The 26,487-nt window shown below is 71.0% G+C and carries 23 protein-coding genes; 14 read left to right on the forward strand and 9 right to left on the reverse strand.

Going from position 1 to position 26,487, the window contains the following annotated elements:
* Positions 1–51 precede the first annotated feature (51 nt).
* Both ACFHWT_RS11570 and ACFHWT_RS11575 read left to right on the forward strand, forming a co-directional pair.
* Complete coding sequence (locus tag ACFHWT_RS11570; RefSeq protein ID WP_416594599.1) at positions 52–1,389, forward strand: hemolysin family protein; 1,338 nt, start codon at positions 52–54, stop codon at positions 1,387–1,389.
* Positions 1,386–2,450, forward strand: coding sequence for a hemolysin family protein (locus ACFHWT_RS11575; protein ID WP_416594600.1), 1,065 nt, complete (start codon positions 1,386–1,388; stop codon positions 2,448–2,450). Before ACFHWT_RS11570 ends, ACFHWT_RS11575 begins: the two co-directional genes overlap by 4 nt.
* Before the next feature lie 36 nt (positions 2,451–2,486).
* Here ACFHWT_RS11575 and leuE read toward each other — a convergent pair whose 3' ends face one another.
* Positions 2,487–3,161, reverse strand: a complete 675-nt coding sequence (gene leuE / locus ACFHWT_RS11580) for a leucine efflux protein LeuE (protein ID WP_416594601.1) — start codon at positions 3,159–3,161, stop codon at positions 2,487–2,489.
* 43 nt (positions 3,162–3,204) lie between these two features.
* Entirely contained in the window at positions 3,205–3,897 is a 693-nt protein-coding gene (locus ACFHWT_RS11585; RefSeq protein WP_416594602.1) for a pyridoxamine 5'-phosphate oxidase family protein, read from the reverse strand.
* Between the two features lie 38 nt (positions 3,898–3,935).
* Between ACFHWT_RS11585 and ACFHWT_RS11590 the strand changes: the two genes are divergently transcribed.
* The 7 genes from ACFHWT_RS11590 (at position 3,936) to rny (ending at position 12,164) form a co-directional block, all read left to right on the forward strand.
* A complete protein-coding gene (locus ACFHWT_RS11590) occupies positions 3,936–5,285 on the forward strand; it encodes an aminotransferase class I/II-fold pyridoxal phosphate-dependent enzyme (RefSeq protein ID WP_416594603.1) in 1,350 nt (449 codons plus the stop codon).
* Between the two features lie 71 nt (positions 5,286–5,356).
* Positions 5,357–6,052 (forward strand): UdgX family uracil-DNA binding protein, encoded by a 696-nt coding sequence (locus ACFHWT_RS11595; RefSeq protein ID WP_416594604.1) that lies wholly within the window; start codon positions 5,357–5,359, stop codon positions 6,050–6,052.
* Complete coding sequence (locus ACFHWT_RS11600) at positions 6,049–7,371, forward strand: MFS transporter (protein ID WP_416594605.1); 1,323 nt, start codon at positions 6,049–6,051, stop codon at positions 7,369–7,371. The genes ACFHWT_RS11595 and ACFHWT_RS11600 overlap by 4 nt, the downstream gene beginning before the upstream one ends.
* 49 nt (positions 7,372–7,420) lie before the next feature.
* Positions 7,421–7,621: a DUF3046 domain-containing protein gene (locus tag ACFHWT_RS11605; RefSeq protein WP_281554019.1), complete on the forward strand. Its 201-nt coding sequence runs from the start codon at positions 7,421–7,423 to the stop codon at positions 7,619–7,621.
* A gap of 508 nt (positions 7,622–8,129) precedes the next feature.
* A complete protein-coding gene (gene recA, locus ACFHWT_RS11610) occupies positions 8,130–9,176 on the forward strand; it encodes a recombinase RecA (RefSeq protein WP_278168039.1) in 1,047 nt (348 codons plus the stop codon).
* Between the two features lie 5 nt (positions 9,177–9,181).
* Entirely contained in the window at positions 9,182–9,886 is a 705-nt protein-coding gene (locus ACFHWT_RS11615) for a regulatory protein RecX (RefSeq protein ID WP_416594606.1), read from the forward strand.
* A 499-nt stretch (positions 9,887–10,385) separates the two neighbouring features.
* Positions 10,386–12,164 (forward strand): ribonuclease Y, encoded by a 1,779-nt coding sequence (rny, locus tag ACFHWT_RS11620; RefSeq protein ID WP_416594607.1) that lies wholly within the window; start codon positions 10,386–10,388, stop codon positions 12,162–12,164.
* Between the two features lie 36 nt (positions 12,165–12,200).
* On the opposite strand, the gene ACFHWT_RS11625 is transcribed toward rny, so the two are convergent.
* The 4 genes from ACFHWT_RS11625 to ACFHWT_RS11640 form a co-directional block, all read right to left on the reverse strand.
* Positions 12,201–13,232 (reverse strand): amino acid ABC transporter permease, encoded by a 1,032-nt coding sequence (locus ACFHWT_RS11625; protein ID WP_416594608.1) that lies wholly within the window; start codon positions 13,230–13,232, stop codon positions 12,201–12,203.
* A 49-nt stretch (positions 13,233–13,281) separates the two neighbouring features.
* Positions 13,282–13,989, reverse strand: a complete 708-nt coding sequence (locus tag ACFHWT_RS11630) for an amino acid ABC transporter permease (protein WP_416594609.1) — start codon at positions 13,987–13,989, stop codon at positions 13,282–13,284.
* A 99-nt stretch (positions 13,990–14,088) separates the two neighbouring features.
* Complete coding sequence (locus ACFHWT_RS11635; protein WP_416594610.1) at positions 14,089–14,979, reverse strand: glutamate ABC transporter substrate-binding protein; 891 nt, start codon at positions 14,977–14,979, stop codon at positions 14,089–14,091.
* 84 nt (positions 14,980–15,063) lie between these two features.
* Positions 15,064–15,816: an amino acid ABC transporter ATP-binding protein gene (locus ACFHWT_RS11640; protein ID WP_416594612.1), complete on the reverse strand. Its 753-nt coding sequence runs from the start codon at positions 15,814–15,816 to the stop codon at positions 15,064–15,066.
* 163 nt (positions 15,817–15,979) lie between these two features.
* Here ACFHWT_RS11640 and ACFHWT_RS11645 point away from each other — a divergent pair, with 163 nt between their 5' ends.
* Together ACFHWT_RS11645 and miaB are read left to right on the forward strand one after the other, a co-directional pair.
* Positions 15,980–16,477: a hypothetical protein gene (locus ACFHWT_RS11645; protein ID WP_416594613.1), complete on the forward strand. Its 498-nt coding sequence runs from the start codon at positions 15,980–15,982 to the stop codon at positions 16,475–16,477.
* Between the two features lie 37 nt (positions 16,478–16,514).
* Positions 16,515–18,014 (forward strand): tRNA (N6-isopentenyl adenosine(37)-C2)-methylthiotransferase MiaB, encoded by a 1,500-nt coding sequence (miaB, locus tag ACFHWT_RS11650; RefSeq protein WP_416594614.1) that lies wholly within the window; start codon positions 16,515–16,517, stop codon positions 18,012–18,014.
* 100 nt (positions 18,015–18,114) lie between these two features.
* Here the strand turns inward: miaB and ACFHWT_RS11655 are convergent, their stop codons facing one another.
* Both ACFHWT_RS11655 and ACFHWT_RS11660 read right to left on the reverse strand, forming a co-directional pair.
* Positions 18,115–19,488: a cellulose binding domain-containing protein gene (locus ACFHWT_RS11655; RefSeq protein ID WP_416594615.1), complete on the reverse strand. Its 1,374-nt coding sequence runs from the start codon at positions 19,486–19,488 to the stop codon at positions 18,115–18,117.
* A 383-nt stretch (positions 19,489–19,871) separates the two neighbouring features.
* The gene (locus tag ACFHWT_RS11660) at positions 19,872–21,080 is read right to left on the reverse strand and encodes a DUF349 domain-containing protein (RefSeq protein WP_416594616.1); all 1,209 of its coding nucleotides are present in this window, start codon (positions 21,078–21,080) and stop codon (positions 19,872–19,874) included.
* Between the two features lie 266 nt (positions 21,081–21,346).
* Here ACFHWT_RS11660 and ACFHWT_RS11665 point away from each other — a divergent pair, with 266 nt between their 5' ends.
* Together ACFHWT_RS11665 and miaA are read left to right on the forward strand one after the other, a co-directional pair.
* A complete protein-coding gene (locus ACFHWT_RS11665) occupies positions 21,347–22,198 on the forward strand; it encodes a class III extradiol dioxygenase subunit B-like domain-containing protein (protein WP_416594617.1) in 852 nt (283 codons plus the stop codon).
* Complete coding sequence (gene miaA / locus ACFHWT_RS11670) at positions 22,195–23,151, forward strand: tRNA (adenosine(37)-N6)-dimethylallyltransferase MiaA (RefSeq protein ID WP_416594634.1); 957 nt, start codon at positions 22,195–22,197, stop codon at positions 23,149–23,151. Before ACFHWT_RS11665 ends, miaA begins: the two co-directional genes overlap by 4 nt.
* Positions 23,152–23,224: 73 nt before the next feature.
* Here the strand turns inward: miaA and ACFHWT_RS11675 are convergent, their stop codons facing one another.
* Positions 23,225–24,718, reverse strand: a complete 1,494-nt coding sequence (locus ACFHWT_RS11675; protein ID WP_416594618.1) for an NAD-dependent malic enzyme — start codon at positions 24,716–24,718, stop codon at positions 23,225–23,227.
* A gap of 319 nt (positions 24,719–25,037) precedes the next feature.
* On the opposite strand from ACFHWT_RS11675, the gene hflX reads away from it, so the two are divergent.
* A complete protein-coding gene (gene hflX, locus ACFHWT_RS11680; protein WP_416594635.1) occupies positions 25,038–26,480 on the forward strand; it encodes a GTPase HflX in 1,443 nt (480 codons plus the stop codon).
* The last annotated feature ends 7 nt before the right edge of the window (positions 26,481–26,487 follow it).

A 26,487-nucleotide genomic window follows, 5' to 3' on the forward strand; every position in this document is an offset into this window, starting at 1 on the left:
CACCCGGCTGCCGACATTCCGGCCGCCGGTCGCCGGAGCGCTGAGCCCCCGGTGCTGATCGTCTTCGGTCTCTTTCTGATCACCGTATTGACGGTCGCGACCGGGTACTTCGTCGCCCAGGAGTTCGGCTACGTCGCCGTCGACCGGGGCCGGCTGCGGGCCCTGGCCGACCGGGGCGACCCGGCCGCCACCCGGGCACTGCGGGTGACCAGTCGGCTGTCGTTCATGCTCTCCGGCGCCCAGTTGGGGATCACGGTCACCGCGCTGCTGGTCGGCTACGTCGCCGAGCCGTACCTCGGTGCCGGATTGTCCGAGCTGCTCGGTGGGGTCGGTGTTCCACCGGCCGCCAGCCTGACCATCTCGGTCGGGCTGGCGCTGATCATCTCGACCGTGGTGCAGATGGTCCTCGGTGAGCTGGCCCCCAAGAACCTCGCCCTCGCCCGGGCCGAGACGTTGGCCCGGGCGCTCAGCCGGTCGACCCTGATCTACCTGGCCGTCGCCGGACCACTGATCCGGATGTTCGACATCGCGGCGAACCGGTTGCTCCGGCGGGTCGGCATCGAGCCGATCGAGGAGCTGCCCAGTGGCGCCACCGCCGAGGACCTCGGCCAGATCATCGCCGAGTCCCGCCAGGAGGGGCACCTCGACTCGGCGATGTCCACGCTGCTCGACCGAGGGCTGCACTTTCGGCAACTGACCGCTGGCGAGGCGATGGTGCCGCGGGTGGACGTGCACACGGTACGCGTCGACGCGCCCCTGACCGGGCTGGTGGAGCTGCTGGACACCGGGCACTCCCGGTTCCCGGTGCACGGCTCGGACGGCGTCGACGACCTGGTCGGCATCGCCAGCATCGCGGACGTGCTCACCGTACCGCCGTCGCGACGGGCGGTGACGACGGTCGCGGCGGTGATGGTCCCCCCGCTGCTGGTGCCGGAGACCCTGCCGCTGCCGGCGGTGCTGGACCGGCTGCGTAAGGGGCACCGGCAGCTGGCCTGCGTGGTCGACGAGTACGGCGGCTTCGCCGGGGTGATCACCCTGGAGGACATCGCCGAGGAGCTGGTCGGCCCGATCCGGGACGAGGACGACCCGCCGGAGCCGGCCCCGGCCCGCCAGCCGGACGGCTCCTGGCTGGTGCCGGCCCGCTGGCGAATCGACGAGGTCGCCGACACCACCGGCGTCGAGCTGCCGACCGCCCCCGAGTACGACACCCTCTCCGGCCTGGTCATGCGGGAACTGGGCCGGGTGCCCGAGGTCGGCGACCAGATCTCGATCAGCCTGGACGAGACGGCCGCCGGCAACGGCCACCATCCGGTCCGGCGGGCCGTACTGCACGTGATCTCCGTCGACCGGCACGTGCCCGACTCGGTACGGCTGGAGGTGATCGGGTGAGCACCGGGTGGGCGTTGCTGACCTCACTGGTGCTGCTCGCCCTGAACGGGTTCTTCGTGGCTGCGGAGTTCGCCCTGGTGGCGAGCAAGCGGTACCGGCTGGAACAGGCGGCGGCGGGCGGCTCGCGGGCGGCCCGGGCGGCGCTGGACGGCTCCCGCGAGCTGTCGCTGATGCTCGCCGGGGCGCAGTTGGGCATCACCGTCTGCACCCTCGGCCTGGGCGCGTTGGCCGAGCCGGCGGTGGAGCGGCTGGTGGCGCCGCTGCTGGAGCGGGCCGGTCTGCCGTACGCGGCCAGTCACCTGGTCGCGTTCCTGTTCGCCCTCGCCCTGGTGGTCTTCCTGCACCTGGTGGTCGGCGAGATGGCACCGAAGTCGTGGGCGATCACCCACCCGGAGCGGTCGGCACTGCTGCTGGCGTTGCCGTTCCGGGCGTTCGCCCGGGTGTCCCGGCCGGTCCTGTCCGGGTTGAACGCGATCGCGAATGCCGTGCTGCGGGCGTTCCGGGTCGAACCGCAGGACCAGTTGGCCCAGGTGCACGGCCCGGACGAGCTGCGCATCCTGCTGGAACAGTCGCGGGAGCACGGCCTGCTGCCGCCGGACCAGCATGAGCTGCTGGCCAAGATGCTCCAGCTGGAGCGCACCACGGTCAGGGACGTGATGCAGCCGGTGGACCAGGTCGTCGCGGTGGCCCGGACGGACACCGCCGAGCGGGTGGAGGAGCTGTCCCGGGGCAGTGGCCGGTCCCGTCTGGTGGTCTGCGGGGAGGCCGGCGATCTGATCGGCATCGTGCATGTACGCGATGCGGTGCGGGCGAACACCTGTGCCGGCGCGCCGACCGCCGAGTCGCTGATGAGCCGGCCGTTCCTGCTGCCAGCGACGGCGACCGTCACTGAGGCGGTGGCGGCGATGCGCGCCGATCAGGTCCAGTTGGCGTTGGTCACCAACGGTGCCGGGGCCGACCGGCCGATCGGGTTCGTGGCGTTGGAGGACCTGCTCGAGGAGGTCATCGGCGAGTTCGACGACGAGACCGACACCGTCCCGAGGGGACGGCGGATGCGCTGACGTGCCTGCCGACGGTGGCGGTTGGCCGATCGGCGGTCAGGCTGCTCCCGCGCTGGCGGTGGCGAGCTTGACTCCGAAGCCGAGGAACAGGGCGCCCACTCCGCTGGTGACCGTCGCGGCGAGCCGGCGCCGCTGCCGGAACTGCATCGCCAGGTACGTCCCAGTGAAGATCAGTACGGTCAGGTAGATGACGCTGAACAGCTGGGCGATCGCGCCGAGCAGCAGGAACGACAGCGCCGGGTACGGGTACGCCGGGTCGACGAACTGGATGAAGAACGACACGAAGAACAGGATCGCCTTCGGGTTCAGCAGGCTGATCACCGTCGCCCGCCGGAACGGGCGGCGGACGGCCGCCGGCTCGGCGGCGTCCACCAACCGGGGCGCTGCCGGGTCGTCGCGCCGTCGCCAGCGCCGCCAGGCACCACGGAGCATGGTGACACCGACATAGCCGAGGTACGCCGCCCCGGCGTACTTGATCACGGTGAACATCGCCGGATGGGTGTTGAGCAGGGAGGCGACCCCGGCTGCGGAGAGCACCATCAGCACCGTGTCGCCGAGGAAGACGCCGCCGGCCGCCCGGTAGCCGTGCCGCACGCCTCGTCGGGCGGCGGTGGACAGGACGAACAACGAGTTCGGCCCGGGCAGCAGGATGATCGCCACGGTGCCCAGGACGTACGTCCAGATGTCGGTGATGCCCAGCATGGGCGTCATCCTGCTACCTGGACCAGCGGTCGGGCGAGGGATATTCGGCTGGTCAAAGTGTGCGTTGCGGCACCGTGTCCGGGTGTGCCGGGGCGGTGGCCGCCAGCGCTACGGCGGTGAGGTAGCTCGGCACCGCCCGGGTGACTCCGGCGGCGGATCGCGGCGGATCGGCGACGGTGCGCAACGGCAGCACCCCGGCCCAGTACGGCAGCGCGAGGTCGGCCTGCTCGTCGACGGGGTCACCGGCGCGGGCCTTGACCGACACCTCGTCGAGAGCGACGGCGAGTACCGCTGTCTGCGCGAGTTCCCGGCTCGTCGGTGGCCGGCTGTCCGCGACCCGGCCCGGGGCCGCCTTGTCGATCAGGGCGTCGAGTGCCCGCCGCTTGTCGGCCGGGTCGCTGACCAGCCAAGCGGTGCCGTGCACGACGACTGACCGGTAGTTGGCGCTGTGGTGCGCCTGGGCGCGGGCGTAGACCAGGCCGTCGAGCAGGGTGACGGCAACACAGACGGCGAGCCCTTTCCGGTCGCGGGCGGCCAACAGGGGGGTGCTCGCGGTGGAGCCGTGCAGATAGAGGGTCTCGTCGACGCGTACGTGCAGGGTGGGCAGTGCCTGGGGCGCGCCGTCGGCGACGAACGCCAGGCAGCAGTGGTACGCCTCGTCGAGGATGCGGTGGGCCTCGGCGCGCTGGTAGGTGACCCGGTTGAGGCGTCGGGCGGCGGTGGTCCGGGCGGTGGCGGGATACATTCGGTCTCCCAAGTTTGTTCTGGTACAATCTTGTAATTGTGTCAGAACAATATCAGCCGGCCGGTGCGACCGCGACCGAGATCTCGGCCAGCGTCGAGGCCGGTGTCCGCACCGGTGCGTTGGCACCTGGTGCCCTGCTGCCGGCGGTGCGTGCGCTCGCCGACACACTCGAGGTCAGCCCGGCCACCGTCGCGAAGGCGTACCAGGCGCTGCGCCAGCGGGGGATCGTCGACACCGACGGCCGACGCGGCACCCGGGTCCGCGCCCGCCCGCCGGTCGCCGTGACCCGACCCGGCCCGTCCGCGCCGGCCCCGCCGGGCACCCTGGACCTGTCCACCGGTGAGCCGGATCCACGACTGTTGCCCCCGATGGCGACGCATCTCGCCGCGGTCGCCCGGCAGTTGGCCGACACCTCGTCCGGGCAGGGTTACGCCGACGCCGGCCTGCTGCCCGACCTCGCCGCGCTCGCCGCGGTCCGGTTGGCTGACGACGGCCTGCCGGCCGCCGGTCTCACCGTCACCAGTGGCGCGCTGGACGGGATCGAACGCCTGCTCGCCGGCAATCTGCGCCCTGGCGACCGGGTCGCGGTGGAGGATCCCGGCTGGGCCAACCTGCTGGACCTGATCGCGGCACTGGGCCTCACCCCGGTGCCGATGCCGGTGGACGACCGCGGCCCGACCGAACCCGGCCTGCGGGCGGCGCTGTCCGCCGGTGTGTCCGCCATCGTGGTCACCACCCGGGCGCAGAACCCGACCGGCGCCGCCCTGGACGCGGACCGGGCCGACCGGCTGCGACGGCTGCTGCGCGAGACCGACGACGTGCTGCTCATCGAGGACGACCACGCCGCTGAGCTCTCCGACGGCCCACCGTACGTGCTGGCCAACGCGACACCCCGATGGGCGTTCGTCCGCTCCGCCAGCAAGCCGTACGGCCCGGACCTGCGGATAGCGCTGTTGACCGGCGACGAGACCACGCTGAGTCGGGTTGCTGGTCGGATGCGTATCGGTTCCGGCTGGGTCTCCACGGTCCTGCAGCGGCTGCTCGGACAGTTGTGGCGCGATCCCTCGGTCGCCGCCACGGTGGCCGAGGCTGGCCGGGTCTACCGGCACCGTCGGGAGACGCTGCGGGCCGCGCTCGCCGGCCACGGCGTGGCCAGCCACGGCGGCAGCGGGATCAACGTCTGGGTGCCGGTGACGGACGAGACCCAGGTGGTGACCGAGCTTCAGGCAGCCGGATTCACCGTCTCGGCCGGAGCCCGCCACCGGCTACGCAGCGCGCCGGGTATCAGGATCACCGTCAGCTGTCTCGACGAGGACCGGGCTGGCGAGTTCGCCGCGGCGGTGCGCGACGCGCTGCGTCCAGCGGGACTTGCCGGGGTCGGCAGGTGAGGTACGCGGGCCGCACCCGGACCGGTCAACCCAGGCGCACCGGGCAATCCGCGACCGGGTAGGAAGGACCCGTGACCGCGCACGAAACCTCCGTCGGAGCCGATGGGTACGTCCCCACCGGTGCCCGTAGCCTCGCCGACCTGCGCGCCGCCGCCCCCGGTTGCCAGGGATGCGAACTGCATCAGCCCGCCAGCCAGGTGGTCTTCGGCCGAGGCAACCCCGATGCCCGGGTGGTGATGGTCGGCGAGCAGCCCGGGGATGTCGAGGACCGCCAGGGTCTGCCATTCGTCGGCCCGGCCGGCCGGCTGCTGCGCCGGGCGGTGGACGACGCCGGGATCCCGGTCGATCAGATCTATCTGACCAACGCGGTGAAGCACTTCCGCTTCGTGTCGCGCGGCGGTCGACGAATTCACCAGACTCCGGACCGGGTGCACATCGTGGCCTGCCGGCCCTGGCTGGTGGCCGAGTTCGCGCTGCTGCGCCCGGACGTCGTCGTGGTGCTCGGCGCGACGGCGGCCCGGGCGCTGCTCGGCCCGGCGTTCCGGGTGACCCGCTCGCGTGGCGTACCGCTGCCGTGGCCGGACTCGGCCGAGCGGGCCGAGGAGTTCCCGGTGGCCCCGGCGCAGCTGGTGGCCACCATCCATCCCTCGGCGGTGCTGCGCGCCGACGACCAGCAGATCGCCTTCCGAGGTCTGGTCACCGACCTCGGTGTCGTCCGTGGACTGCTCGCCGGTCGGGGCAGCCCGACCCCGGCGGTACGCCGATGACCGCGCTCACCGTACCGCCGTCGGTGACCGACCCGCCGCCACCCGGTGACGTCACCCGCATCCAACGCCGTACGCTGCGGCTGCTTGCCGGTACCCAGATGATCGGCGGCGTAGGCGTCACCATCGGGATCTCGGTCGGTGGCCTGCTCGCCGCCGAGCTCGGTGGGGTGACCGTCTCCGGTCTGGCGCAGAGCGCCGCGGTGGTCGGCGGGGCGTTGCTCGCCGTACCCGTGGTCCGGATCATGAACGGGCACGGCCGCCGACCCGGCCTGGTCTTCGCCTACCTGACGGGTGCGACCGGGGCGGTGCTGGTGGTGGCCGCCGCCGCGGTGCGCTGGGTGCCGCTGCTGTTCGTCGGCATGGTCCTGTTCGGTGGGGCGACGACCGCCGGGCTGCAGGCCCGGTACGCGGCGGTCGACCTCGCCGAGCCGCGGAGTCGGGGCCGGCAGCTGTCACTGGTGGTCTGGGCGACCACGGTCGGCGCGGTGACCGCCCCCAACCTTGCCGGGCTGGCCGACCGGTCGGCCAGTGGGGTCGGTCTGCCGCCGCTGGCCGGTCCGTTCGCCGTCAGCACGCTGGCGTTCCTGCTGGCCGCGCTGCTGGTGCTGGTGCTGCTGCGACCGGATCCGTTGCTGACCGCCCGACGGGCCGCCGGCCCCGCCGCGGCGAGCGCCCCGGTGCGGTCCGGCCGGGGTCTGCGGGCCGGGTCCGGCCGAGGGCTGCGGGCGGCGTTCGCGGTGGTCGTTGCCCGACCCGCCGCACGGCTCGGTGTCTGCGCCGTCGCCGTCGGCCACCTGGTCATGGTGGGGGTGATGGCGATGACGCCGGTCCACATCGGGATGGGGCACTCCGGCGGTGACCTGCTGCGCACCGTCGGGCTGGTGCTGAGCCTGCACATCGCCGGGATGTACGCGCTGTCACCGGTGGTAGGTTGGCTCACCGACCGGGCCGGTCGCCGGCCGGTGATCCTCGGTGGGGTCGGGCTGCTGCTGGCCGCGTGCGCCGTGGCGGGCACCGCCGGCCACGACCCGGTACGCCTGGTGATCGGGCTGGTGCTGCTCGGGCTCGGTTGGTCGGGCACCATGGTCGCGGGCTCGACCCTACTGTCGGAGTCGGTGCCGGTTGACGTCCGTCCGTCGGTCCAGGGCCTGTCGGACCTGGTGATGGGTCTGGCCGGCGCGTGCGCCGGCGCGGTCAGCGGGATCATCGTCGGGCTGTCCGGTTACGGCGTCCTGACGTTGCTGTCGGCGCTGGCCACGGTGCCGCTGCTGGGGTTGGTGCTGCGCCCGGTACCTGGCGGTTCCCCAGCGGGTCGGTGACGGTAGCGGTGTGTCCGGTGCGGTTGCGTCGAAGCGGTGAGGAGGCAGGATGCGGTTGACGGACTTCTGGGGCCGGTTGGACGAGGCGTTCGGGCCCGCGTACGCCCGCAGCATCGCCACCGATCAGGTGCTGGCCCAGTTGGGTGGGCGCACCATCGCCCAGGCGCTGGCGGCGGGTGAGGAGACGGCGGTGGTCTGGCGGGCGGTCTGCGCGGCGTACCCCGACCGGGTTCCCGGCCGGTTGCGCTGACTTCCCGCGCCGATTGCGACGAACTTCCGCCGGTCGGTCGAACAGGCCGGCGAGTGTCGGTCGAGCTGGGACTTCGATTCCGTTGATCACGGTACGCCTCAGCCGATGTGCATCGTGTTACCGCGCTGGTGCCGGTGCTGGTCGGGTTTGATGCCACGGGTGCATCTTGATGCACCCGTGGCATCAAACCCGGAAAGCATCTCGGGGTATCCCGGGGGCCGGCCTGAGGCCGTCGCCGGCCTGCCTGCCGCACCTCTGCCTGCCGGGCGTGGATCCGCGTAGCTGCATTTACTCTGTGCGGTCGAATGACCTCTTTGGGTGGTGAAATTCGTGGGCGTGTCTGGTTTTCCACTCGTACATCTGTTCGGCTATTGTCCACAGCTAGGCGCTCATCCACAGGTTGCGGCCCGTCGGCTGTTTTCTGTCGGACCCAGCGCCTAGCGTGACCCGGGTGACGAGAAGCTCGGCCAGGACGCCTGGGAAGTCGGCGAACGTAGGGGTGGCAGCAATGGCGGCAGTGCCAGACAAGGAAAAGGCGCTCGATCTGGCGCTGGCTCAGATCGACAAACAGTTCGGCAAGGGCTCGGTGATGCGGCTGGGCGAGCGGCCGGTGATCCAGACCGCGGTGATCCCCACCGGCTCCATCGCGCTCGACGTGGCACTCGGCGTCGGTGGCCTGCCCCGGGGCCGGGTGGTCGAGGTCTACGGCCCGGAGAGCAGCGGTAAGACCACGGTGGCCCTGCACGCGGTGGCCAACGCCCAGCGCTCCGGCGGCATCGCGGCGTTCATCGACGCCGAGCACGCGCTCGACCCGGACTATGCCAGGGCGCTCGGCGTGGACACCGACGCCATGCTGGTCTCCCAGCCGGACACCGGTGAGCAGGCGCTGGAGATCGCCGACATGCTGATCCGCTCCGGCGCGCTGGACATCATCGTGATCGACTCGGTCGCGGCCCTGGTGCCCCGTGCCGAGATCGAGGGCGAGATGGGGGACAGCCACGTCGGTCTGCAGGCCCGGCTGATGAGCCAGGCGCTGCGCAAGATCACCGGTGTGTTGAACAGCACCGGCACCACCGCGATCTTCATCAACCAGCTGCGGGAGAAGATCGGCGTGATGTTCGGCTCGCCGGAGACCACCACCGGTGGCCGGGCGCTGAAGTTCTACGCCTCGGTGCGGCTCGACGTGCGACGGATCGAGAGCCTCAAGGACGGCACCGACGTGGTCGGCAACCGGACCCGGGTCAAGGTCGTCAAGAACAAGGTCTCCGCGCCGTTCAAGCAGGCCGAGTTCGACATCATGTACGGCAAGGGCATCTCCCGGGAGGGTTCGCTGATCGACGTCGGCGTCGAGCAGTCGATCATCCGCAAGTCCGGCGCCTGGTACACCTACGAGGGCGACCAGCTCGGTCAGGGCAAGGAGAAGGCCCGGGAGTTCCTCCGGGAGAACCCGGACGTGGCGGCTGAGATCGAGAAGAAGATCCTGGAGAAGCTCGGCGTCGGCGCGCTCGGTGCCGACGAGGCCGGCGGGCCCGAGTTGCCGCCGGTCGACTTCTGATCCGGATGGCCGGGCGACGACGCGGCGCACGGACGGGACGGGGCTGGGATGCGGCTCCGCCCCGTCCCCGCGCCTTCCGTGCCGGCCGCGCCGCCGAGGCGGCCGGGTCCACCGACCATGCCACCGGGTCCGCCGCTGGCGGCGGTGGGCAGCCGGTGGACGAGGCACAGCAGGCCCGCGACATCTGCCTGCGCCAGCTCGCCGTCCGCCCCCGGACCCGGGCGGAGCTCGCCGCCGTGCTGCGGCGACGCGGCATCTCCGAGGCCACGGCCAGTTCGGTCCTCGACCGGTACGACGAGGTCGGGATGATCGACGACGCGTCGTTCGCCCAGGCCTGGGTGACCAGCCGGCACCACGGCCGAGGGCTGGCCCGGCGCAGCCTCGCCGCCGAGCTGCGTCAGCGCGGCGTGGATCCGCAGATCGCCCGGGACGCGCTGGACGGGCTGGACGAGTCGACCGAGCGGGCCACCGCGGCGGAGCTCGTCGAGCGCAAGCTGCGTACCGCCCGGGGTGCTCCGGATGTGGTGTTCCGGCGGTTGGTCGCGATGCTCGCCCGCAAGGGTTACTCGGCGGGGGTGGCCGTGCCGGTGGTACGGGAGGCGCTGGCCGCCCAGTCCGCCGAGGCGGCCGAGTTCACCGACACGGTGGATGCCGAGGCGCTGATCGGCGAGGTTCCCGACCCGGATGCTGAGCGGCCCTGGTCCACCTGACGGGATGCCATCCTCTGCGGGATGTGCCAAATTTCCGACTCATCCCGACGCGTCCTGAGCGCGATATGCTGCCTGTGAGCGCGCCGATGCCCTACGTTCCGTTGTCGGTCTGATCATGACTTCTTGACCGAACGGCCCCTCGCGACCTAGCCTCGCGTTACAGACGAACAACCGACCCGTCGCAGGCTAACCGCACAACATAGATCGCATAACAGTACGGCATCACTTCGCAGCAGCAGTTCAGTAGCCAGACATGCCGCAACCGGACAGGCCGGTCCGGCGGCGACAGCACGCACAACGGCCGTTTCGCCGTTGTCGTGCCCGCACCCACGTAGGTGCTGTCTGGTCGTTGGTCAGCCGCCACGGTCGGGCGTTCCCATAGCCGTGGCCGGCCGGAGCGAGAAGCCTCCGGGAAGGCCGACGGCGGACTGGAGGCGGTCGTGGCGCAGCGCAGGAAGCCGGCGGGACACGCGAGTGTCGGTAGGCCCGGAGGGTTGGCATGACCGGGCTGGAGTGGATGCTCTTCGCCGCGGTCGTCGTGCTCGCCGGCCTGGTGCTCGCCGGCCTCGCGCTCGGTGCCCGCGCGCTGCGCCGGCTCACCACACCGGCGGCCGCGACGCCGGTCGAGGAGGACCCGGCTTTCATCGCCGCCCGCGACCGGCAGGAACGCTCCCTCGCCGCGCTGCGTACCGCAGCCGACGAGGCGTCCTCCGCCGTCGAGCAGGCCAAGGCCGCCGCCGCTGCGGCCCGTACCGACGCCGCCGCCGCCAAGGCCGAAGCGACCGCCGCCCGGGCCGAGGCCCGTCGGGTGCTCGACGCCGCCCGGGCCGAGGCGGACACCATCCTGGAGCGGGCCCACCGGCAGGCCGAGACCGAGGCCGAGCAGGTCCGGGCAGCGGCCCGGCGCAGCGGCGAGCGGGAGATTGCGATGCTCTCCCGGACCGTCAAGGAGCAGTCCGCCGAGCTGGACCGGCGCGGCCAGCGGATGGACGAGCGGGAACGTCAGCACGCCGAGGAAGCCGACCGGGTCGCCGAGCGGGACCGCCGGTTGACCGCCACCGCCGCCGAACTCGCCGAGCGCAAGGCAGCCCTGGCCGCCCGGGAAGCGGACCTGGCGGCCGCCGAGGAGCGCTGGCAGCGCGAACTGGAACGGGTCGCCGGGCTGACCGCCGAGGCGGCCCGCGGTGAGCTCGTCGAAGCGATCGAGGGCCAGGCCAAACGGGAGGCGGCGATCCTGGTCCGCGACATCGAGGCCGACGCCCGCAACACCGCCGATCAGCGGGCCCGGCACATCGTGGTGGACGCCATCCAGCGGGTCGCCAGCGAACAGACCGCGGAGAGCGTGGTCAGCGTCCTGCATCTGCCCGGCGACGAGATGAAGGGCCGGATCATCGGGCGCGAAGGCCGCAACATCCGGGCGTTCGAGTCCGTCACCGGGGTCAACCTGATCATCGACGACACACCCGAGGCGGTCCTGCTGTCCTGCTTCGACCCGGTACGCCGGGAGACCGGACGGCTCACCCTGGAGAAACTGGTGCTCGACGGCCGGATTCATCCGCACCGGATCGAGGAGGTCTTCGAGACCGCCCGGCAGGAGGTGGAGCAGCTGTGCCACCGGGCTGCCGAGGAGGCGCTCGTCGACGTCGGCATCACCGAGATCCACCCCGAGCTGGCCACCCTGCTGGGCCGGCTGCGCTACCGGACCTCGTACGGCCAGAACGTGCTCAAGCATCTGGTGGAGACCGCGCACATCGCCGGGGTGATGGCCGCCGAGCTGCGTCTGGACGTCCCGCTGATCAAGCGGTGCGCGTTCCTGCACGACATCGGCAAGGCGCTCACCCACGAGGTCGAGGGCAGTCATGCGCTGATCGGCGCCGACCTGGCCCGCAAGTACGGCGAATCCGAAGAGGTGGTGCACGCCATCGAGGCGCACCACAACGAGGTGCCGCCGCAGACCGTCGAGGCGGTGCTCACCCAGGCCTCCGACGCGTGCTCCGGTGGTCGTCCCGGCGCGCGGCGGGAAAGCCTGGAGGCGTACGTCAAGCGGCTGGAGCGCATCGAGGAGATCGCCGCCGGCAAGATCGGCGTGGAGAAGGTCTTCGCCATGCAGGCCGGCCGGGAGATCCGGGTGATGGTCAAGCCGGACGATGTGGACGACATCGGCGCCGCGGTGCTGGCCCGCGACGTGGCCAAGCAGATCGAGGAGGAGCTGACCTACCCGGGGCAGATCCGGGTGACCGTGGTCCGCGAGTCCCGGGTCACCGAGATCGCCCGTTGACCGGCCGGACGGCCGGTCAACGGGCGGGCCGTCCGGTCAGCTGCTGCCTGACGTAGCCGTGCCGCCGGTGGTGGCGCTGCCGCCGGTGCCGGCCGGGGTCTGTTGGCCGGCCACCGTCGACGCCGGTGCCGCCGGCGGCTGGGGTGTGGTGCTGGTCCGCCGGCCCTGAGCCAGCCGCCGCTGCACCGACTCGGCGAGCTTGGACAGCGCATAGTTGACCGCGATGAACAGTACCCCGATCACCAGATACACCTGGATCGGGTTACGCAGGTTCTGGATGATCGTCCGGCCGACCAGCAGCGTCTCCTGGTAGCCGATGATGAAGCCCAACGAGGTGTCCTTGAGCACCACGATCAGCTGGCTGATCAGAGCCGGCAGCATGATCCGGAACGCCTGCGGCAGCAGGATCATCCGGGTGGTCTGGAACGACGTCAGCCCGATCGCGGCGGCCGACTCGCGCTGCCCCGACGGCAGACCCTCCATCCCGGAGCGCAGGATCTCGGCGATCACCACGCCGTTGTAGATGGTCAGACCCAGCACCAGGTACGGCAGCATCTCGTGGCCGAACGGGAGGACGATCTCCAGGCCGAGGTCCGGCAGGCCCCGGGCGACGAAGAAGATCGTGATCACCACCGGCAGGCCGCGGAACACCTCGACGCAGAACCGGGTCACCAGGTTCAACAGCCAGCTCAGCGCCCGCATCGCCAGCGCGAACGAGGTGGCGAGCCCGGTGAACCGGCGGCGCAGCAGCGCCTTCAGCTGGATCCGCAGCACCGCCAGCGCGGTGCCGAACAGCAACGACAGCACGATCGCCAGGCCGGCCGCGGTCAGCGTGGCGGTGACCCCCTCGCCGAGCAGTGTCCAGACCTGACCGAACACCTCGTTGCCAGGGTCGATCAGTGGACCCCACTTCTCCATGGTGAACTGTTCGCGTTCGGCCAGCGGCCGGTAGACCAGGAAGTACCCGGCGGTGACGGCGGCGACGGCCGACAGCACGCTGACGATCAGCGTGACCCGTCGGGCCCGTGGTCCGGGGGCGTCGTACAACACGCTCTGCTGCTGGCTCATGACGTGGTTCCTCCGGTGACGGCTGCGGCGCTCGCCGGGGACGGGGCGGTCATCTGGCCACCGCCCGGCGGGCCTCGACCCGGTCGAGCAGCAGCCCGAGCGGCACGGTCATGATCAGGAAGCCGATCGAGATGCCGACGAAGACCGGGATGATCGGCTCGCCGAGGGCGCTGGTCAGGTTCTGCGCCGAGTTGGACAGGTCACCGACCACCCCGAAGAAGCCGGCCAGCGCCGAATTCTTGATCATGGCGATGATGACGCTGCCCAGCGGGACGATCGCGGCCTTCCACGCCTGGGGGAGTACCACGTACCGCAGGTTCTGGGTGAAGGTCAGGCCGATCGCGCGGGCGGCCTCCGCCTGACCGGGCGGCACCGCGTTGATCCCGCTGCGGATCGCCTCGCAGACGAACGCACCGGTGTAGACGCTCAGCGCGATGATCGCGAACCGAAAGTACGGCAGGTCGATGCCGAGCCGGCTGAACACGATGCTCAGCCCGGGGATCCGCAGGAAGTCGGCGTTCGACCCGAGTGCGGGCAACCCGAAGGCCGAGAAGAACATCACGACGGTCAGCGGCACGTTGCGCAGCACCGTCACGTACGCCCCGCCGAGCCAGCGTAGCGGCGGCACCGGTGAGATCCGCAGGATCGCGACGAGCGTGCCGATCAGCAGCGCGCCGGTCGCGGACAGCAGACACAGCTGCAGGGTGAGCCAGAAACCTCCGACGAAGACGTCGAAGTGGTCGACGAGCACTCTCACACGAAAGACCCTTCTGCGAACCGTCCACCTGGGCGACCGGCCGGCCCGGAGCTGACTGCGCCGGGCCGGCCGGGATCGATCAGGGGCGACCTTCGACGGTCAGTAGCGGTCGACCGCAGGACCGGTTGGGGTGTTGTCGTCGAAGGCACCTGCGGTGGACTCCCACGCCGCGGCGTACGAGCCGTCGTCGTAGATCTTCTCCAGGGTGTCGTTGATGAAGTCGCGGAACGCGTCGTCGCCCTTCTTCACCCCGATGCCGTACGGCTCCTCGGTGAACTGCTCACCGGCCAGCTTGAAGTCGCCCTCGTTGTCGGCGATGAAGCCGAGCAGGATCACGTTGTCCGTGGTGACCGCGTCGACCTGACCGCCGCGCAGCGCGTCCACACACTTCTCGTAGACGTCGAAGAGCACCAGCTGCTCGCCGACATCCGCCAGGTACTCCTGGATGTTCTCCGCCGGCGTCGAACCCTGCACCGAGCAGATCTTCTTGTCCCCGGCCTCGAACGACTCCGGCCCGGTGATCGAGTCGTCGTCGGCGCGGACCATGATGTGCTGGCCGGCGACGTAGTACGGGCCGGCGAAGTCGATCCGCTCCTTGCGGGTGGGGTTGATCGTGTAGGTGGCCACGACGATGTCGACCCGGTCCTGCTCCAGCAGCTCCTCGCGGACCGCGGACGGCGCTTCGACGTACTCGATGTCGTCGGCGGCGATGCCCAGCTCGGCCGCGATCAGCTTGGCAATCTCGACGTCGAAGCCGGCCGGCTCACCGTCGAGGCCCAGCTTACCGAAGCCGGGCTGGTCGAACTTGGTGCCGACGGTCATGGTGCCGGCCTCGCTCAGCTCGGCCATCGTGGTACCGGCCTCGAAGCTCGGCGTCGCCACGTCGGGGTTCTCACTGCCGGTGCCGTCCCCGCCGCTGTCGCCGCAGGCCGCCATGGACACCGCCAACGCGGCCGTTGCGGCTACCGCCGCCATACGTGACATACGCATTGCTCAGTGTTCTCCTTCACGATGGGAAGCCCGCCGGGTCGCGGCCGACTCCACGTTGGATGAAACTCGTCCTCGAGCGGGATGTCAGTGGGTGAGGATCTTGGACAGGAAGTCCTTCGCCCGGTCGCTGCGCGGGTTGCTGAAGAACTCGGTGGGCGGGGCGTCCTCGACCAGCTGCCCGTCGGCCATGAAGATGACCCGGTTCGCGGCGTGCCGGGCGAAGCCCATCTCATGGGTGACGACGACCATCGTCATCCCCTCGGCTGCCAGCGAGGTCATCACGTCCAGCACCTCGCCGACCATCTCCGGGTCGAGCGCGCTGGTCGGCTCGTCGAACAGCATCGCCTTGGGCTGCATCGCCAACGCCCGGGCGATCGCCGCCCGCTGCTGCTGACCGCCGGAGAGCTGAGCCGGGAACTTGTCCGCCTGGTTGGCGATGCCAACCCGGTCGAGCAGTTGCAGTGCCCGATCGCGGACCACCGACGCCTTCTCCCGGCGTACCTTCATCGGGCCGAGCGTGACGTTGTCCAGGATCGTCCGGTGCGCGAACAGGTTGAACGACTGGAACACCATGCCGACCTCGCTGCGCAGCCGGGCCAGGGCCCGGCCCTCCGCCGGCAGTGGTCGGCCGTCGAACAGGATGGTCCCGGAGCTGATCGGCTCCAGCCGGTTGATCGCGCGGCACAGAGTGGACTTGCCGGAGCCGGACGGCCCGATCACCACCACCACTTCACCACGGTCGACCGAGAGGTCGACGTCCTGGAGCACGTGCAGTGGACCGAACCACTTGTTGACTCCGCTGAGCACGATCAGCGGCTCACTGGTTGTCACCGTCATGCACCGTCCCTGTCCATGCACCGTCCTCGTCGTCACGATCGGTCGAGGTCACCTCACGTGGTCCCGCCACTTTAGGCGGCGTGATGTGTCGGAAGGCAACTCAAATGGTCACGGAGCGGTAACACAGCCCACGTGCCGGCTGCTGTCCGGGCAACATGATCGTATGGCGATTGCACCGTTCTGCACCACGCTGTGGAACTGGTCCGTCGACGGACCGCTCGCCCCAGGTCAGATCCGAGCCACCCTCGCGGCCATCATCGGTCGTCCGGTGGTGTCGCTGGGTGGGGCTTCGGCGGAGCGGTTCCCCGACGGCGTGGTGCTCTGCGACGTCTGGGACGGGGCCGGGGACTTCCCGGTGAACGTCGACTGCTACGCCGCACCGGTCGACCCGCCCGAGCACCGGGTCCTCGCCGCATTCGCCCGCCGGACCGGACGTCGCTGCGTACTCGCCGACGACACGCTCGACGCGACCCGCCACCTGCTGGTGTCCCCGGACGGCACGGTCCGTCCGGTGCACCTGGACATCGAACCGACCAGCGTCGGTGACCGCCGCACCAACCTGCGGCTGTGCAGCCTGACCGACCCCGGCTGCCGGGCCGGGTTGTTCTGCGGCGGCTCGCAGTGGGGGCCCGACTCGGTGGCTCCGACACTCGCCGCGTGATCCCGGCGGCGGGCGGCCGGCTACGCTGTCTGATGTCATGACTACCAGCGCAGCACACGCCCGCCACCCACGTACCTACCAGGTGCGCACCTACGGCTGCCAAATGAACGTGCACGACTCCGAACGGATCTCCGGCCTGCTGGAATCGGCCGGCTACGTCCGGGCGGGGGAGTCCGACGATCCGGACGTCGTCGTCTTCAACACCTGCGCGGTGCGGGAGAACGCCGACAACCGGCTGTACGGCAACCTCGGTCACCTGCGACCGGTCAAGGAGAAGCGGCCGCAGATGCAGATCGCGGTCGGCGGCTGCCTCGCGCAGAAGGACCGGGGCGAGATCGTCCGCCGGGCCCCCTGGGTCGACGTCGTCTTCGGCACGCACAACATCGGTGCGCTGCCGACCCTGCTGGACCGGGCCCGGCACAACTCCGCCGCCGAGGTGGAGATCCTCGAGTCGCTGGAGGTCTTCCCCTCCACCCTGCCGACCCGGCGGGAGTCGACCTACGCCGGCTGGGTGTCGATCTCCGTCGGCTGCAACAACACCTGCACCTTCTGCATCGTGCCGTCGCTGCGCGGCCGGGAGAAGGACCGCCGGCCCGGCGACGTCCTCGCCGAGGTACGGGCCCTGGTCGACGAGGGTGTGCTGGAGGTGACCCTGCTCGGCCAGAACGTCAACTCCTACGGCGTCGAGTTCGGTGACCGGTTCGCGTTCGGCAAGCTGCTACGCGCCTGCGGCGGGATCGACGGGCTGGAACGGGTCCGGTTCACCAGCCCGCACCCGAAGGACTTCACCGACGACGTGATCGCCGCGATGGCCGAGACCGACAACGTCTGCCATTCGCTGCACATGCCGCTGCAGTCCGGTTCGGACGCCGTGCTGCGGGCGATGCGCCGCTCCTACCGGGCCGACCGCTACCTCGGCATCATCGACAAGGTACGGGCGGCGATGCCCGACGCGGCGATCACCACCGACATCATCGTCGGTTTCCCCGGCGAGACCGACGCCGACTTCGAACGCACCCTCGACGTGGTACGGGCCGCCCGGTTCTCCTCGGCGTTCACCTTCCAGTACTCGAAACGCCCCGGCACTCCGGCCGCCGACATGCCCGGCCAGCTGCCGAAGCCGGTCGTGCAGGAGCGCTACGACCGGTTGATCGCCTGCCTGGAGGAGATCACCTGGGCGGAGAACCGTCGGCTGCTCGGCCAGACCGTCGAGGTGCTGGTCGCGGTCGGCGAGGGCCGTAAGGACGGGCGGACCGGGCGGCTGTCCGGCCGGGCCCGCGACGGCCGGTTGGTGCACTTCGACGCCGGTCGGCTCGCCGGACGCGTTCGCCCCGGCGACCTGGTCGAGGTGGTCGTCAGCTACGCGGCACCGCACCACCTCAACGCCGACGGCGAGCCGGTCGCTCACCGCCGGACCCGGGCCGGCGACGCGTACGAGGCGGGGCAGACGCCACGTACCGGCGGGGTGCTGCTGGGGCTGCCGACGGTGGGTGCACCACCCCCGGCGACACTGGCCACCTCGGCCTGCGACCGCTGAACCCTGTCAGCCGCGTCTGACCCGGGTGCCGTCAGCTGCTGATCCGGCACCGCGCCGTCTCCCGGCCGCACCGCGCGGCCGGGAGACGGACGTCATCGGGTCAGAGGCCGATCTTGCCGGTGCCGGCGCCGTTCGTGACGACGGACTTCACCTGGCTGGCGGTGGTCAACGAGTAGGAGTACGGGATGCTCGCGACCCCGCCGGCGGTTTCCGGGGTGCCGGAGTTCACGAAGTGGTTGTTGCGGGCGACGAGGGTGCCCGGGTCCGACGCGGCGTAGCCGACGTGCGTCGGGTCGTCGACGTTTTCGAAGTAGTTGCCCTCGACGAGAACGCCGGCGTCCATGGTGGAGGCGACACCGTAGTCGTTGTCGTAGTAGTAGTTGTTGAACACATGCACCGGGTTGCCGAACCGGACCCGCGGATGCCGGGAACCGGAGCCGTCGAACCAGTTGTGGTGGTAGGTGACCCGCAGGTGACCGCGGTCCTGGCTGGCGTTGTTGTCCGAGTGGCCGAGCAGCATCGACTTGCTGTGGTTGAAGACGCGGTTCCACGACACCGTGATGTAGTCGGAACCGCGCTTGATGTCCACGGCTCCGTCGTACCCGTTGGTGAAGCTGTTGTGGTCGACCCAGACGTTGGTGGACTCAGTCTGGACGTTGATGGCGTCGTCGTTCCAGTTGCGGAAGTTGATGTTGCGGATGATCACGTTCCGCTGGTTGCTGATGTTGAATCCGCAGCCGGAGATCGTGGCTGAGGAGCCGACGCCGACGATCGTCTTGTTGCTGCCGACGTTCAGCATGCCGGAGCAGGAAATCGTCCCGGAAACCCGGATGACGGCGGAGCCGGATCCGCTGATCGCCGAGGACAGCGCCGAGGAACTGGTGACGGTGGTCGGGGAAGCGTTGCCGCCACCGGTGGTGCCGCCGTTCTGAGTGGCCCAGCCGACCAGGCCGGTCGGCGTCTGGCCGGGTGGCGGCGTGGTCGGGTTCGGTGGCGGTGTGGTCGGGTTGGGCGGTGGTGTCGTCGGGTTGGGCGGCGGCGTGGTCGGGTTGGTGCCACCGGTGCAGGCCACGCCGTTCAGGCTGAAACTGCTCGGTGCCGGGTTGGACGAGTTGTTCCAAGACCCGTTGAAGCCGAACGAGACGCTTGCGTTCGAACCGAGGTTGCCGTTGTAGCTCACATTGCGAGCGGTGACGGAGCTCCCGCTCTGCGAGATGTCGGCGTTCCACGCCTGAACGACCTGTTGGCCGGCGCCAAAGGTCCACTGCAGGGACCAGGACGACATCGCGTCGCCGAGGTTGGTGAGGACGACGTTGCCGGTGAAACCTCCCGGCCACTGGGAGGCGACCGAGTAGTCGACTCGGCAGCCGGTAGCGGCGTGGGCGGTGCTTGCGCTGACGACCGTGGCACCGGTCAGGGCGACGGCAGCGACCGCAGTGGTGGCCAGTGCCGTGCGGCGCCGTGCTGCGTGCATCGAGATCTCCTTACGGCATGGCGGGGTGCGTCGCCGGTGGGAGAGCCAGCCCGGGTTGGCTCGCAGGTGCGGAGTGCTGGCGGTGCACCACGCCGCAGGTATGACAGGGCGGGTCCCGCTGGACGGGCGGGGAAGCGCTTTCCTTAGCAAAACATAGAAGGATGGCGATGTCAAAGGGTTGTGTCATGAGCAGGCCGTAGGGCGCCTCTCAGCCACGAGAGCGACCGGGTTGCCGGACCCGCCAGAGCTCGCAGGCGGCATCGGGCCGCCGGCCGCTGACAGTTGCTGGCGGCCGGCGGCACTCAGGGGCATCCGCCGCCGGGTCCGGGCTCGGATGTCGCCGGTGTCGAGTCAGTGTTCGTCGGTCGGCTACCCGGTTGGCGCTACTTGGCCTGCTCCGCGAGTGCCAGGAACTGCCGCTTGCCGGCGAGCGCCTTCTCCGCCTCGCGGATCCGCTTGGCGTCACCGGCCGCCCTGGCCCGCTCCAGCCGCTGCTCGGCCTCGGCGACCTGCTCGCGCATCTGGGTTAACAGAGGATTCGCCGACGGCTCGGTACGCCGCCAGGCCGAGTCCATCGTTTCCCGTACCCGGTCCTCGATTGCTCGCAGTCGACGGTCCAGCCCTGACGCCGACTCGCGTGGCACCCGGCCGATGTCGTGCCACTGGCCCTGCACCTCACGCAGCTTCGCCTGCGCGGTACGCGGATCCGCGTCGATGTCGACGGCCTCCAGCTCGGTCAGCAGCGCCTGCTTGCGCTCCAGATTGGCGCGCTGCTCGGCGTCGCGGGCCGAGAAGACCTCGCTGCGGCGGGTGAAAAAGGTGTCCTGCGCCGAACGGAACCGTTCCCACAGCTTCTGCTCCGCCTCCTTTGAGGCGCGTGGGGCGGCCTTCCACTCGGCCATCAGCTCCTTGAGCCGGCTCGCGGTGCTGGCCCAGTCGGTCGACTCGGCCAGCGCCTCGGCCTCGGCGACCAGTTCGTTCTTGGCCGACTGGGCCTGCTTGCGCTGCGCGTCGAGGGTGGCGAAGTGCGCGCCGCGCCGGCGGGTGAACCCGTCCCGGGCGGCGGCGAACCGCTTCCACAGCTCCCCGTCGGTCTTCTTGTCGACACCGCGGATCGTCTTCCACTCGTCGAGGATCTCCCGGAACCGGTCGCCGGCGCTCTTCCACCCGGTCGACTCGGCCGCGAGCTGCTCGGCCTCGGCCACCAGCTCGGTCTTACGGGCCAGCGCGGCAGCGCGGGCGGCGTCGCGGGCCGCTCTGGCCTGCGCCGCCTTCTCCTCGGCGAGAGTCGCCAGCTTGTCCAGCCGGTCGGCCAGCGAATCGAGGTCGCCGACCACATGGGCCTCGGCCAGCGATCCGCGCAGTCGTCGGATCGTGCTGAGCGAATGCGTCGCGTCGGCGGCGCCGGACTGCAACCGGGCCTCCGTCAGATCGACCTCCGTCACCAGGTCGGCGAACCGGCGGGCGAAGTGTGCCAGGCCTTCCTCCGGCGCTCCAGCCTGCCAGGATCCGACCGCGCGCTCCCCTTCGGCAGTCTTGACGTAGACCGTGCCGTCCGCATCAACCCGTCCGAAGGAAGTCCAGTCGCTCATGTGCCCATCCTCGTTCTCCCGGCGTCGCAGGATCGAGATGTCCCGATGGACGCCGCCACGGCGCAGTTAGGTTGCGGGTAAGTTTCCCCCGCGCATTGTCACAGGTCCAACCCTGCCGGCGTCGAGCGCCTGTCGCCGACCGTGACCATACGGTGTCCTTGTCGGTGGTTGGCCCACGAGTCGGTGCCAAAGGGGCCAAATTTCTACACTCAAGGTGATTGGTCGACTGCGTGGCGCAACAGGGGTCGCGGGTTACCGTGGACGCCGTGCCCCCGCTGCGCGTCGCCTTCTGCCCGCACCCGCCGGTGATCGTTCCCGAACTGGCCGGCGGGGCCGCCGCCGAGCTCGACGAGCTGCGGCGCGCCGCCACCGACGCCGTCCGGTCACTGGTCGACTGCTCCGCCGAGCGAATCGTGGTCATCGGCACCGACGATCCGTCCACCGATCTCGATCCGACGACAGCTCCCGATCCGACGGAGCGGGTCTGGCGGCCACCGTTGTCCGCCAGCTTCCGGCCCTGGGGTGCGGCGGTCGACGTACCCCTGGGCGCGTCCCTGGACCCGGCGGCCCCAGCCTTCGGCGCCACGTCGACCGGTGCCTGCGGCCGCCTGCCGCTGAGCCTGACCGTCGCGGCGTGGTTGCTCACCCGCGCCGGCGTCGACCCCGCTGGTACGACGGTCGAGATGGTCGCGGTCCCCGCCGGTACGCCCCCCGAACAGTGCCGACAGCGCGGCCGGCTGCTCGCCGGCTCCGCCGCAGCGGGACCCGGGACCGTCGCCCGACCGTGGGCGGCCCTGGTGATGGGGGACGGCTCCGCATGCCGAGGTCTCGCCTCGCCCGGCTACCAGGATGCCCGGGCGGAACCCTTCGACGACGAGGTGGCCGCCGCCCTGGCCACGGCCGACCACCGGAGACTCGCCCGTCTCGACTCGGCCCTCGCCGGAGCGCTGCGGGTCGCCGGCCGTGCCGCGTGGCAGGTGGCCGCCGGCAGCGTTGCGGCCGGCGCCACGAACGGCGGTGCGGCGGTCGGTGACGTGATCGACTGGACCGGCCGGCTCACCTACTACGCCGCACCGTACGGCGTCGCGTACTTTGTCGCCTCGTGGGACCGGAACTGACCAACGGCCGCGGCACCGGGCCGCGCCGACCACCGACGATCCGCCCGGACCGGGTGGTGGCGGTGATCGGCCCGACCGCGGCCGGCAAGTCCGCGCTGAGCATCACCCTCGCCGAGCAACTCGGCGCCGAGGTGGTCAATGCCGACTCGATGCAGCTGTACCAAGGGCTGGACATCGGCACCGCCAAGCTCACCGTCGACGAACGGGCCGGCGTACCGCACCACCTGCTCGACATCTGGCCGGTCACCGCGCCGGCTAGCGTCGCCGAGTACCAGCGACTGGCCCGCGCCGCCATCGACGACATCCTGCGCCGGGGACGGCTGCCGCTGCTGGTCGGCGGCTCCGGCCTGTACGTGCGGGCGGTGCTGGAGAAATTCGACTTCCCCGGAACCGACCCGGCGTTGCGCGACCGGCTCGAAGCCGAACTCGCCGAAACCGGCCCGGCTCCGCTGCACGCCCGGCTGGCCGCCGCCGACCCGGCGGCCGCCGCCGCGATCCTGCCCGGTAACGGGCGACGGATCATCCGGGCGCTGGAGGTGATCGAGCTGACCGGGCAACCGTTCGCCGCCGCCCTGCCGGAACCGGTGCCCCACTACGACGCCGTACAACTCGGTGTCGACCTGCCCACCGGGCAGCTCGACGAACGGATCGCCCGCCGGGTGGACCGGATGTGGCAGCAGGGCCTGGTCGACGAGGTCCGTGCGCTGCTCGGGCAGGGCCTGCGGGACGGCCGTACGGCCAGCCGGGCGCTCGGCTACCAGCAGGTGCTGCGAATGCTCGACGGCGAGTACGACGACGAACAGGCCCGAGCGGACACGGTACGGGCGACCCGCCGGTTCGTCCGCCGGCAACGTTCCTGGTTCCGCCGCGACGCCCGGGTGCGCTGGCTCGACGGCGCCGACCCGGACCTGGTCCGGACGGCGCACGCCGCGTTGCGCGCTCTGCGGCGCTGAGCGGCGCGGCTGGTGCCGACCCGGTCCGGGTACCGCGCCGAAACCCGGTCCGGGTACCGCCAGCCGCCCGGGGTCAGTTGTCGGCTGCCGCTGACCGTTGCGCGATGGCGGGCACACCGGCCGGGGCGGTGGCCACGGCCGGCTGCGCGACGACGGCCGGCTGGGCGGCCGCGTCCGAGGCCTGCGCCGCGGCTCGGACCGCAGCGGCCACCGCCGGCGCCACCCGGGGATCGAACACGCTCGGCACGATCACCGTCGGATTGATCCGATCCTCGCCCACCACGTCGGCGATGGCGCGCGCCGCCGCCAACGCCATGTCGTCGGTGAACGACTCCGCGTGGGCGTCGAGCATGCCCCGGAACACGCCCGGAAACGCCAGTACGTTGTTGATCTGGTTCGGCTGGTCGGAACGCCCCGTCGCGACCACCGCCGCGTGTCGACGGGCCTCGCGCGGATCTACCTCGGGGTCCGGGTTCGCCAACGCGAACACGATCGAATTCGGCGCCATGGTGGCGATGTCGTCACCGGTCAGCAGGTTCGGCGCGCTCACCCCGATGAACACGTCCGCGCCCCGCAGCGCGCCGGGCAGATTTCCGGCGTACCCGGTCGAGTTGGTGTGCTCGGCCAGCCACTGCCAGGTGGGGTTCAGCCCGCTCAGCCCGCGGTGCAGCGCCCCCGGCCGGTCGTAGGCGATGACGTCCCCGACGCCCTGACGCAGCAGCAGCTTGATGATGGCGGTGCCGGCCGCGCCCGCCCCGGAAACCACCACCCGTACGTCGCGCAGCTGCTTGCCGACCACCCGCAGCGCGTTGGTCAACGCGGCCAGCACGCAGATCGCCGTACCGTGCTGGTCGTCGTGGAAGACCGGGATGTCGAGCAGCTCCCGCAGCTTCGCCTCGATCTCGAAGCAGCGCGGCGCGGCGATGTCCTCCAGGTTGATCCCGCCGTAGCCGGGGGCGATGGCCCGTACGATCGACACGATCTCGTCCGGGTCCTGGGTGTCCAGCACCACCGGCCAGGCGTCGACATCGCCGAACCGCTTGAACAGCGCCGCCTTGCCCTCCATCACCGGCAGCGCGGCCGCCGGACCGAGATTGCCCAGCCCGAGCACTGCCGAACCGTCGGTCACCACCGCCACGGTGTTGCGCTTTATGGTCAGCCGGCGCGCGTCGGCCGGATTGTCGGCGATCGCCAAGCACACCCGCGCCACCCCCGGCGTGTACGCCCGGGACAGTTCGTCCCGGTTACGCAGCGACACCTTCGGGGCCACCTCGATCTTGCCGCCCAGATGCAGCAGGAACGTCCGGTCCGACACCTTGCGGACCTCGACGCCGTCGAGTGCCTCGAGCTCCTTGACCACGTCGTCGGCGTGCGCCGCGTCGGCCGTGTCGCAGGTCAGGTCGACCACCACGCTGACCGGGTCGGAGTCGACCACGTCGAGCGCGGTGACGATGGCACCGGCCTCGCCGACACAGGTGGTCAACCGGCCGATCGCCGACGCGTCGGCGGGAATGCTGATCCGGATGGTGATGGAGAAGCCGGCACTGGGCAGGCGGGTGGTCGCCACGGGATCCCTCCGTCGTTGGTGGGGGCGGCCGGACCGGGCCGCTGCACCATTCTTGCGCGTGATCCGCACCGTGCCCGCTCCGCCCCGCGTACGGCGTGCCGTAGCCGTTCAGCCGCAGGTCGCGGTGGCCCTCACCCGGCCCGGCGTCGGCTGCGAACGGGCCGGCACAGGCCACGAACCGGCCCGGTGCCGGCCGCGCGGGCAGCCCGGGTCCTGATATGTAGGTGCGGCGCGGCCGTCGGCATGTCACGATCGAATCCTGAGGAGGCAGCTTTTGCGTACATATCGTGCCGAGGAGACGGTTCACCCGCCGCTCCACCTGTCGACCGCCGCCGACCCGGACGGCCGGACCGGCCCGGTCGAGCCGACAGACGACGACACCACCGTCGGCGACCTGGAGCTGGCCGATCGGCACGCGCTGCGCCGCGTCGCCGGGCTCTCCACCGAACTCGCCGACATCACCGAGGTCGAGTACCGCCAGCTGCGGCTGGAGCGCGTGGTGCTGGTGGGAGTGTGGGAAAGCGGGACGGTGACCGACGCGGAGAATTCGATAACCGAGCTCGCCGCGCTCGCCGAGACGGCCGGGTCCCAGGTCCTGGAGGGCCTGATCCAGCGCCGCGACCGGCCCGACCCGGCCACCTACGTCGGCCGGGGCAAGGTCGGCGAACTCAGCGACGTGGTGCTCGCCTCCGGCGCTGACACGGTGATCTGCGACGGCGAACTCTCCCCGTCGCAGCTGCGCAACCTGGAGCAGAGGGTCAAGGTCAAGGTCATCGACCGGACCGCGCTGATCCTGGACATCTTCGCTCAGCACGCCAAGAGCAAAGAGGGCAAGGCCCAGGTCGAGCTGGCCCAGCTGGAGTACCTGCTGCCCCGGCTGCGCGGCTGGGGCGAAACGCTGTCCCGGCAGACCGGCGGCAGCGGCCGCGGCGGCGGCGCTGGCGGCGGCGTCGGCCTGCGCGGCCCCGGTGAGACCAAACTGGAAACCGACCGGCGCCGGATTCGAACCCGGATCGCCCGCCTACGGCGGGAGATCAAAGGCATGCGGACGGTACGTGAGACCAAACGCGCCCGCCGCACCCGCAACGCGGTGCCGGCGGTGGCGATCGCCGGCTACACCAACGCCGGCAAGTCCAGCTTGCTGAACCGGATCACCGGTGCCGGGGTGCTGGTCGAGGACGCACTGTTCGCCACCCTCGACCCGACCACCCGCCGGGCGCACGCCGCCGACGGCCGGGTCTACACCCTGTCGGACACCGTCGGCTTCGTCCGGCACCTGCCGCACCAGATCGTCGAGGCGTTCCGTTCCACCTTGGAGGAGGTTGCCGAGGCCGACCTGGTGGTGCACGTGGTCGACGGTGCCCATCCCGACCCCGAGGAACAGGTCCGCGCGGTCCGCGAGGTGCTCGCCGAGGTCGGCGCCGACCGCCGCCCCGAGTTGCTGGTCGTCAACAAGATCGACGCCGCCAGCGAGGAGGAGTTGCTGCGGCTCAAACGGCTCTGGCCCGACGCGATCTTCGTCTCCGCCCGGCAGGCCCGGGGCATCGACGACCTGCGCGCCGCCATCGAGCAACGGCTGCCGCGACCGGCCATCCAGGTCAGCGTGATGCTGCCGTACCACCGGGGTGACCTGGTGTCCCGGGTGCACCACCGGGGTGAGGTCCTCGGCACCCGGCACACCGCCGCCGGTACGCTGCTGCAGGCGCGCGTCGACGAGGCACTCGCCGCTGAACTCCAACCGTTCCTCACCCCGGGCGAGTGACATTCCT

The organism is Micromonospora sp. LOL_021 (assembly GCF_048060215.1).
Lineage (GTDB): Bacteria > Actinomycetota > Actinomycetes > Mycobacteriales > Micromonosporaceae > Micromonospora_E.